8 protein-coding genes are annotated in these 9,152 nt (G+C 65.8%); 5 read left to right on the forward strand and 3 right to left on the reverse strand.

Features of this window, described 5'->3' with window-relative positions; translation table 11 throughout:
- Position 1 precedes the first annotated feature (1 nt).
- A complete protein-coding gene (locus tag HUU94_RS08285; RefSeq protein ID WP_174274614.1) occupies positions 2–1,303 on the reverse strand; it encodes an aromatic ring-hydroxylating oxygenase subunit alpha in 1,302 nt (433 codons plus the stop codon).
- Between the two features lie 234 nt (positions 1,304–1,537).
- Between HUU94_RS08285 and ygiD the strand changes: the two genes are divergently transcribed.
- Both ygiD and HUU94_RS08295 read left to right on the forward strand, forming a co-directional pair.
- Positions 1,538–2,362, forward strand: a complete 825-nt coding sequence (gene ygiD / locus HUU94_RS08290; RefSeq protein WP_174274615.1) for a 4,5-DOPA dioxygenase extradiol — start codon at positions 1,538–1,540, stop codon at positions 2,360–2,362.
- Positions 2,359–3,291, forward strand: a complete 933-nt coding sequence (locus HUU94_RS08295) for a ribokinase (RefSeq protein ID WP_174274616.1) — start codon at positions 2,359–2,361, stop codon at positions 3,289–3,291. Before ygiD ends, HUU94_RS08295 begins: the two co-directional genes overlap by 4 nt.
- A 25-nt stretch (positions 3,292–3,316) precedes the next feature.
- On the opposite strand, the gene HUU94_RS08300 is transcribed toward HUU94_RS08295, so the two are convergent.
- Positions 3,317–4,660: an MFS transporter gene (locus tag HUU94_RS08300; protein ID WP_174274617.1), complete on the reverse strand. Its 1,344-nt coding sequence runs from the start codon at positions 4,658–4,660 to the stop codon at positions 3,317–3,319.
- A gap of 309 nt (positions 4,661–4,969) precedes the next feature.
- On the opposite strand from HUU94_RS08300, the gene HUU94_RS08305 reads away from it, so the two are divergent.
- The 3 genes from HUU94_RS08305 to HUU94_RS12675 all read left to right on the forward strand — a co-directional run bounded on the left by HUU94_RS08305 (position 4,970) and on the right by HUU94_RS12675 (position 8,632).
- Positions 4,970–5,824 (forward strand): oxidoreductase, encoded by an 855-nt coding sequence (locus tag HUU94_RS08305; protein WP_254602057.1) that lies wholly within the window; start codon positions 4,970–4,972, stop codon positions 5,822–5,824.
- Positions 5,825–5,998: 174 nt separating this feature from the next.
- Positions 5,999–8,383 carry a TonB-dependent receptor gene (locus HUU94_RS08310; protein ID WP_174274619.1) on the forward strand — a complete coding sequence of 795 codons (2,385 nt, stop codon included), beginning with the start codon at positions 5,999–6,001 and terminating at the stop codon, positions 8,381–8,383.
- 60 nt (positions 8,384–8,443) lie between these two features.
- On the forward strand, positions 8,444–8,632 hold the full coding sequence (locus HUU94_RS12675; protein WP_217429593.1) for a hypothetical protein: 189 nt from the start codon (positions 8,444–8,446) through the stop codon (positions 8,630–8,632).
- 215 nt (positions 8,633–8,847) lie between these two features.
- Here the strand turns inward: HUU94_RS12675 and HUU94_RS08320 are convergent.
- Positions 8,848–9,152 (reverse strand): carboxylesterase family protein (locus HUU94_RS08320; protein WP_217429594.1); only part of this gene is annotated, 305 nt, incomplete at its 5' end.

Genomic DNA, 9,152 nt, shown 5'->3' on the forward strand with positions numbered 1-9,152 from the left:
ATCAGGCGGCTTGGCTGATTGGGGGGGGGTGCGGGTTGCTGTGCTGGAGTGCGCGGCGGTAGGCGTCGAGCACCCACTGGTTGAGCTGGGGGATGGAGGATTCGAGCCAGGCGAGCGTGCCCTTTGGCACGTGGCGCGACTTGTAGGCGGTCTGCAGCGCGATCTGGGTGGCGGCGTCCTGGCCGACGATGATCTTGATCCGCTCGAACTGCGCATCGGCGAACGCGCGGTAGCCGGCATCCTCGATCACCTCGCGCGGATAGAGGTTGAGCCGCCTGCTATCCAGCGTGCCGGGGCCGGTGGGGTCGAGCATCGTGATCGTGACCAGCGAGGGCTGGATCACCATCACCAGGTTCGGCAGCACCGCCACGAACGTCACCCGGTTGCGCTGCGCCTCGCTCAGCCCCGCCATGTCCGGCAGGCGGCGCACGCCGCCCTCCTCGAACAGGTCGCCGCCCTCGCCGGCGGCAAAGCCGGTATGCCGCATGACCGCGCAGTCGCCATCCTCATAAGCGCCGAACACCGTCAGGCTGGAGGGCACCGCGTCATGATAGTTCCGGTGCACGAAGCTGGTGTGATAGGGTTCCAGCGCATTCTCGTGGTGCAGCTTCCAGTTCCACCTCAGGCCGCGCTGCGAATGCTGCTGCGCGGGCACCAGTTCGGCCAGCGGGATCGTGCGCAGCTCCGCATCCAGCTTGGCCAGCCGCGGCGCCAGCGAAGCAGCCGCCTCGTCGAAGTTGACGAAGACCAGGCCGTGGAAGATCTCCGAGCGGATCTGCGGCAGCCGGATACGGCGGCGCAACTCGGGCAGCGGGCAGGTCCGGCGCATGTCCGGCGCGCCGACCAGCGAACCGTCCAGCGCATAGCTCCAGTTGTGATACGGACACACCAGCAGCGGCGCGTTCAGCGCCGGCGCATCCAGCGGATGCTCGCTCAGGCCGCCGACCATCGGATGCCCGCGATGCTGGCACACGCCCGACAGCACGCGCACCGCGCCTTCCTTGTCGCGCACTAGCAGCAGCGGCTCGTCCTGCACCGTCATCGGCAGGTGATCACCAGGCTGCGGAACCTCGTTCACATGCCCGATGCACAGCCACTCGCGGCCGAAGATCGCCGCGCGCTCGAACGCCCACAGCCGCGCGCTCGTATAGCCCTCGCGCGGCAGGATGCCCGCCTCGGACACCGGACCCACCGAACCCGCCGCCGCCGCAACGAACGCCCGCGCCCGCTCCACAACCAGCGCCTCCAGCACCATCCGTCCACCCCGATACCAGGCCCCAGCGCCACCGCGCACAGCCGCCACCACCCCACCTTCCAGCCATCAAACCCGCCAAGCCAACTCCACCACCGTCAATGTCCGCCATAAGAAAACCCTATAGCCACGCCTGCAGATCGCAGCCGGCGACGGCAATCGATCGGATGAATGCGGGGCATAGCGCCGCGCGCCATTTCCAGCGCGATGCACCGATTTATGATCGCGCGGCAGCGCCGAGTCGGGCTGGTCCGCGGTGCCCACAGGTCAAGAGGTCAGTCCCAGGTGAGCCGCCTTCCCACGATCTTCTTCGGGCACGGCAGTCCGGTCATCGCGCTTCAGCAGAACGAGACGACGCGCAGCTGGCATGCGCTGGCACGGGCCATGCAGCGGCCGCGCGCGATCCTGTGCATATCGGCGCATTGGCTGACCCGCGGCGTGCAGGTGACGGGGCAGGATCGCCCGCCTACCATCCATGATTTCGTCGGCTTCCCGCGCGCCCTGCACGAATTCAAATATCCCGCGCCGGGCAATCCCGCGCTCGCGCGGCGGGTGCGAGAGCTTCTCACACCCGTCCCCGTCTCGGCGGATCATGCGTGGGGCTTCGATCATGGCTGCTGGACGGTGCTGATGAAGGCGTGGCCGGAGGCGGGCATTCCGGTGGTGCAGCTTAGCCTCGATGCGGGCAGAAGCGCTGCCGAACATTACGCATTGGGTCGGAAGCTCGCCCCGCTGCGCGACGAAGGCGTCCTGATCATGGGCACGGGCAACATCGTCCACAACACGCAGGCGCTCGACCGGCGCGAGGACGTGCCAGTCCACCCGCTCGCGCTGCAGTTCAGCCGCGCGATCAAGGCAGCGATCCTCGACGACGAACCCAAAAAGGTGGTCGACTTCGCGCGTCTCGGCAAGGCGGCGAGCGTCGCTGTGCCGACGCCCGACCATTTCTGGCCGCTGCTCTACGTGCTCGGCGCGCGCCATCCGGACGACGACGTCGCGTTCGAGCCCGATTACTTCCAGTACGGGACGATCGACATGACCACCATAACGCTGGGAAGCCAAGCCGCGCGGCGTGGCCCCGCAGGCGTGGAGGTGAAGGTCGCGCGATGACGATAGTGGTGCTGGGCGGTATCAACCAGGACGTCGTCGCAGCGGTCGACGATCTGCCGCGGTGCGGCGAGACCGTGGCCGCGACCGGCGTCACGCACAGAGCGGGCGGCAAGGGGCTGAACCAGGCGATCGCCGCCGTGCGGCACGGCGGCGCGGTCCGCCTGCTGGGGGCGGTCGGCGACGATCCTGCCGGCGCGGGCCTGCGCGAGGTCATGGCCGGCGAAAGCATCGACGCAGGCGACGTGGCGGTGCTGGCCGATCGGCCGACCGGGCAGGCGCTGATCGCGCTCGCCCGTTCCGGCGCCAACACGATCATCGTCAACGCCGGGGCCAACGCCGCCTTCAAAGCCGCCGAGGTCGCCCGCGCCCGCACCGACGCCGATGTTTTCCTGACGCAGTTCGAAGCCACGCCCGAGGCGATTGAGGCTCTGTTCACCACCCGACACGCCGAACGCGGCATCCGCATCCTGAACGCCGCGCCCGCGATCGAAGCGGGTCATCCGCTCCTCGCACTGGTCGACATTCTGGTGCTGAACGAGACGGAGCTGCAGATGTTTGCGCGCCTGCCCGACGTGCCGGACCGCGAGGCGGACATCGTCGACCACGCCCGCGGCCTCCTCTCGCGGCCCGACCAGCATGTCATAGTCACGCTCGGCGCAAGCGGGTGCCTGTGCGTCGGACAGGATCGCTCGGTCCGCGTGCCCGGCTTGCGGATGGACGCCATCGACACGATCGGTGCGGGCGACTGTTTTTGCGGAGTGCTGGCGGCCGCGCTGGACCGGGGCGCGTTGCTGGAGGACGCGCTTCACAGCGCCAATGCGGCGGCGGCGATTTCGGTGACGCGGGAGGGCGCCGGGGCATCCGCGCCGTCGCGCGCGGAGGTAGACGAAATCCTGGCGCGGGCCCACGTCGGCGGCGGGACGCGCTGACGTTCTCCGGCCTTCGTGCGAACACTCAGGCGGCGGCATCCTCGCCCGGCCGATCGGGATAGGTGTCGAGGAACAGGAAAACGGTCGCGGTATAGAGGATACAGCCGGCGACCACGTAGACGCCGGGCTTGTAGCTGCCGAGCATATCGAACCCCCCGTTCAGCAGCATGGGCGCCAAGGCGGTCGCACCAAGCACGCCGGCGAAGGCGACCCCCGAGATCGCACCCATCGCGCCCAAACCGAAATAGCGCGACAGGACGTAGGGCAGCACGCTGAACTCAGCGCCGAGGCCGATCCCCGCCAGTCCGCCGCCCAGCAGCAACACGCCGAAATGCGTCGCGTTGGCGAGGATCAGCAGGCCCGCCACGGCCAGGAAGTAAAAGGGCGCCACGCACCGCGGGCGGCTGGTTCGATCCAGCATGTAGCCCACCAGCGGCTCCCACAGCACCGTGACCGCGGCGAACAGCGCGATCACCGAGGTCGCTTGCTCCAAGCTGACGCCGCGCTGCTGAAGCATGGGAGCGACGTTCATGAAGACGCCGGTCAGGAAGCCGCCGCCGATCGGAACGGCGCTGAAAATAACCCAGAAGAGCGGGCGCCGCAGCGCTTCGCCCAAACCGATCTCGGGCGGGGACAGGATCGCGGCGACGGGCTCGCCGGCGGCCGGGGGTCGGCTCGCGGGCTCCTTCATCGTCAACCAGATGATCGGCAGGCCGACCAGCAACACGATGCATCCGATGATGACGAACGTGCCTCGCCAGCCATGACCGACCAGCAGGCTTGCAGCGAGGATCGGCAGGAGGATCGACCCCACGCCGTTGCCAATACCGCCCACCAACCCCATCCAGAAGCCGCGTCCGCGGTCGAATCGCTGCGACAGCAGCTTGGCGATCACCATGTTGCTCGAAAGCGCTCCCGCCGCGCCAGCGAGTGCGAACGCCGGATAATATAGCGCCGCGTTCGGGATCAGGCGCGACAAGGCCAGCGTGAACACGCCCTGAAGGGCGAACCCGGCGAGCAGCACGGCGCGCGTGCCAAACCTGTCCGCCAGACGCCCGGCTACCGGGTAGAAGATCATCGCTGCGACCGCCATGGCGGAGAAGGCGCCGGCCACCTGCGTTCGCGACCAGCCGAACTCAGTCGCGATCGGCACAAGGAAGATGCCGAAAACGGCGCCCAGTGTGGGCGTGGTCCCGAGCAGGGTGCCGGCCACGGCCCCCGCCAGCAGAGGCGCATTGCGCAAGCCATCGGCCACGATCGCCGGCCGGCCGGAGGATGCGGAGGATTCGCGCGGCATGTTGCCGGTAACGCCCGACAACCGGGGATCCCGGGCGGACGGCGGGGCAGCGATCGCGGGGTCTGTCGTCATGCTGCTTGCCTTTCGCATCGTTCATAAGACTGGCTGTCGAAACCTGATCGCCTCCGGACCGGCCGTCAACGTGCCGGACCGCGCCGCACTGGCCGCCATCCGCTCCTGATCCGCCGCTTCGCGAGTCGCTGAAGATTCGCGCGGACCTGAAAAACATCAGGTTGACATCGGCAGCGTCAGGTGATGTTCACGGTATATTACATTAGAGTTTCTTGTTCTAGAACATTCTCGCCGCCCTGGTCCGGCATGGCCATAGGCGCGTGGGGATAGGGCCGGCGGCGACGGCATCTGCCGCCGGCGACGGACATGATGGGAGGCGCGATCGTGGCTGCTTGGTTCATTACAGGTGTTGCCGGCGGTCTCGGGCGATCGCTCGCGCAAGCGGCCCTTGCGCGCGGCGACCGCGTATATGGCACCGTGCGATCCGAGGATGCCCAGAGGCGGTTCGACGCGCTCGATCCCACACGGGCGCATAGTATCCTCCTGGACCTACGCGATCCCGATGAGATCGCCGTGGCGGTAGCGGCGGTCGAGAGCGCCAGCGGCGGGCTCGACGTCGTTGTCAACAACGCCGGCTACGGCCTCACCGGCGCGGTGGAGGAGACGAGCCTCGCCCAGGCGCGGGCGATGTTCGAGGTCAACCTGTTCGGCGCGGCTGCCGTGATGCAGGCCGTGCTGCCCTTCATGCGCTCCCGGCGCGCGGGCACGATGTTGAACATCACGTCGATGAGCGGACATGCGCCGTGGGCCGGCACCGCTTGGTACGGAGCGAGCAAGTTCGCGCTGGAATGCCTCGGCCAGACCTTGGCGGACGAGGTCCGCCACCTCGGGATCCGCGTGATGAACGTCGCTCCCGGCGGGATGCGGACGCAGTTTTCCGGCAGGTCGCTCCAGAAGGCCGAGACCATCTTGCCGGACTACGCCCCCAGTGCCCACCGCGCCGAAGCGATCCTCGGCGCCGCACATGGGCACGAGGGCGGCGATCCCGATCTTGCCGCCTTGGCTATCCTCGCCACGCTCGATCGCGACGTGCTCCCCCGGCATCTGTTCCTGGGCGAGGACGCGTACCGTCATCTGAGCGAAGCGATGGACGCGGTTCGGCTCGATCTCGAATCCTGGGCGCCGATCCATCGCACCGGAGCTAGCGAATCGAACGATACTTAGCATGGAAATTTAATCGTTGAATTTGGATCATCGTCCTGTAACCTGAGACTGCGCGACTGATCGAAAGCCGGCGACAGCCTGAACGGCTTTTCACCGACGCTTGAGGGATGACGCCGAAGGCATAAACCGCTGCGCCAGAGCCAAAAGCCGGCGCCTGAAAAGGGGGCCGTTACCATGTATCGCCGTATACTGCTTGCCGGTGTGTCGATTCTCTCATCGGCGTTCGCGTCAGCCGCCGCAGCGCAAGATGCTCCCCTGGCCGGCGGTCCGGATGCCGGTGAAATCATCGTCACGGCGCAGCGCCGATCGCAAAGCGTCAGGGACGTACCGATCGCGATCACGGCCTTCTCGGGTGGTGAGTTGCAGCAGCGGGCCATCGTCAACAGCGTCGATGTCGCGCGCGTCACGCCCGGCGCTTTCGTCTCGGCGAGCGGAGGCGGCCAGTTCTCGCAATTTTCCATTCGCGGCGTGACGCAGAACGATATCAACGACTTTGTCGAAGGCCCGGTCGCGGTCTATGTCGACGACACCTACGTTCCGAGCCCGCAGGGGCAGACGTTCGGGCTGTTCGATCTCGACCGTGTCGAGGTGCTGAAGGGCCCGCAGGGCACGCTGTTCGGACGGAACGCCACCGGGGGGCTCGTCCATTTCATCGTCGCGAAGCCGAGCAGCACCACCAACGGCTACATGAACTTCACGTACGGCCGATACAACCAGACGAAGCTGGAGGGTGCGATCGGCGGCCCAATAAGCGACACGCTCGAATATCGCGCGTCGCTCTACTGGAACCGCTACGATCCTTGGATGAAGAACATCTACCCGGGCAACACAAGCGGCAGCGAGGCCGGGACGAAGCCGATCCCGGACTGCTGCGACGATGCCGGCAACGACAACACGCTGGCGGGCCGCCTCCAGCTCCAATATAAGCCCAGCGACCGTCTCACGATCCGCGCCACCGGATCGGCGTCGCGCGACATCCTCTCGACCGCGCCGTACAACCAGATCGCGACCGTGCCCGTGGTCAGCGCCAATGGCGGGATCGTCGGCGGCATCTACGCCTCACCGACCGAGACGCGCTCCGCAATCGGGCCGGATGGCCGCAATTATACCGGCATCGGCGGATCGCCCGCCGCGCGCGTTCCGGGCGCAGACTGGTTCGGCTATCTCGCACCTTCTGCGCGGACGCTTCAGTTCGGGAGCGATTATTCGCAGAGGAATGCGGAAAGGGTCCGCAGCTACGACGTAGCGCTTCATATCGACTACGACTTGGGCGGTGCCACGCTGACGTCGATCACCAACTGGAAGAAGCTGACTAAGCATTTCGGGCTGGACGGCGATTCGTCGCCGCTCAACTTCGTCGACGTATGGTCGGACGCCGACACGCGTGACGTGTCGCAGGAAGTGCGCGTGACCGGCGTCTCCGGTCCCTTGACGTGGACGACCGGAGCCTATTTCCTCCGGATCAAGACGCGGTCCGATCTGGCCTATGTCGCGCCCGCAAACTCGCTGTTCGCAGCGATCGTCGGGTTCCCGACCACCGGGATCGATCTCGGCAACGTCAACCATCTAACGGATACGTCGGGTTCGCTGTTTGGCCAGGCGGAATACAGATTCGCGCCCAAGCTGACCCTGGTCGTGGGCAGCCGCGTCATCCGCGAGCATCAGCATTTCGACGTATCCTCTGGCGCGTTCCCGATCACGAACAATTATGCGCTAGACACCAGCGTCTCCCTCTTCACTCCGCTGAGGGGCTATGAGAACCGGCGGACGCAGACGTTGTGGACCGGCAAGGTGCAGCTGGAATATCGGCCGGACGGCGACACGCTGCTTTATGTCGGCGTCAATCGCGGCGTGAAGGCCGGCAACTACAATTCGCAGCTGCCGGACGGCTCGCCCCCGTTGCCGCTGAGCGTGATATCCTATGATCCCGAAACTCTGGTGGCCTATGAGGGCGGGTTGAAGCGGAGCTTCCCCGCGATTCGCGGATACGTCGCGCTGTCGGGCTATTATTATGACTATCACAATTACCAGGCGTTCCTGTTTTCCAACGCATCCGGCTACACGCAGAACCGGAATGCCCGTACATATGGTGCCGAGATCGAAGCATCGATCGAACCGGCGAGCGGACTGAGGCTGACGGTGAACGGCTCGATCGTCGATCCGAAGGTCAAGAACCTCCAGATTACGGACGGCGTGCTCCGCAATGTCGATCCGACATTCACGCCGCACCGCCAGATCGGCGGCGAGGTGAGCTACACGCCCCGGGCGGACATGGTCGGCGGTAAGCTGACGTTCAACGTAAACGGCCATTACAACTCGTCGTTCTTCACCAATATTCGCAACTTCGACTCGCAAAAGCTGCCCGGATACGTGCTATTCAACGGATCGGTGACGTGGGCTTCGGACACGAGCGGCATCAGCATCGCGCTGATGCTCGATAACATGTTTGACAAACGCTATGCGGTCACCTCGTTTGATCTTACTACGCTGTGCGGCTGTTCGGAAATCGCATATGGCCGCCCACGCTGGTGGGGCGTACGGGCCGGCTACAAATTCTGACAAGACCGGGAATGTCCCGCCAGGGCTCCCCGTTCATCGCGGTTGATCGGTTCGCCGAGCTTGCGTCTAAGCAGTCACCCCGACTGCCCGATCGGAGGCGCGCTGTTCGACGGACAGAGCGCGGGGCTAACCGGCCGGCTGGTCGGCCACGGGCTACTCATCGAGACCGACGCGCACGGGTGGTGCTCCCCGCTCGGCCGGTCGCTCATCGACCAGGTCCAGCCGCTCTGGCTGTGGACGATCGATTAATTGCCGGACTTCATCGCCGCACGCACCGCTTATGATGAGAGATAGGTTGGCGGTATGGCATCGGTGTCTAGCTGGGCCTGCTTGCCGACGGCACGAAGGTTGCCGAACATGCCGTGATCACGGCATCACCATACGCCAACGCTCGGGCAATCGACCGGACTTTCGGTATGACTGGATGAACCTAAAGCGAGGAGTTCCTGCCTCATTAACAGCCGCTACATGATCAGGGCCGAGCGCGAGAACCCGCGATCCGTTCCCGAGTAAGACGGCCAAACGGGAAGACCTGAGCCGTTGGGATCGCCCTTGGTCGCGAATTTGGTCCAATACGCCGTCATCAGGTCTGCGGTCGCGCGGTCACCATTACCAGGCGCGGCACCACCACCCGAAATCGGCGGCAAGATGTCCCCGAACACATATTTAACTGTGGCACCATGGTTGGTGACTGTCAATCGGCGCGCAAAGTTGACCCCGGATCGGCGTCGAACATTGACCCCCATGAGCTTTGGGAGTGGGTTGTCCC

It is taken from the genome of Sphingomonas bacterium, from assembly GCF_903644055.1.
Classification (GTDB): Bacteria; Pseudomonadota; Alphaproteobacteria; order Sphingomonadales; family Sphingomonadaceae; genus Sphingomonas_I.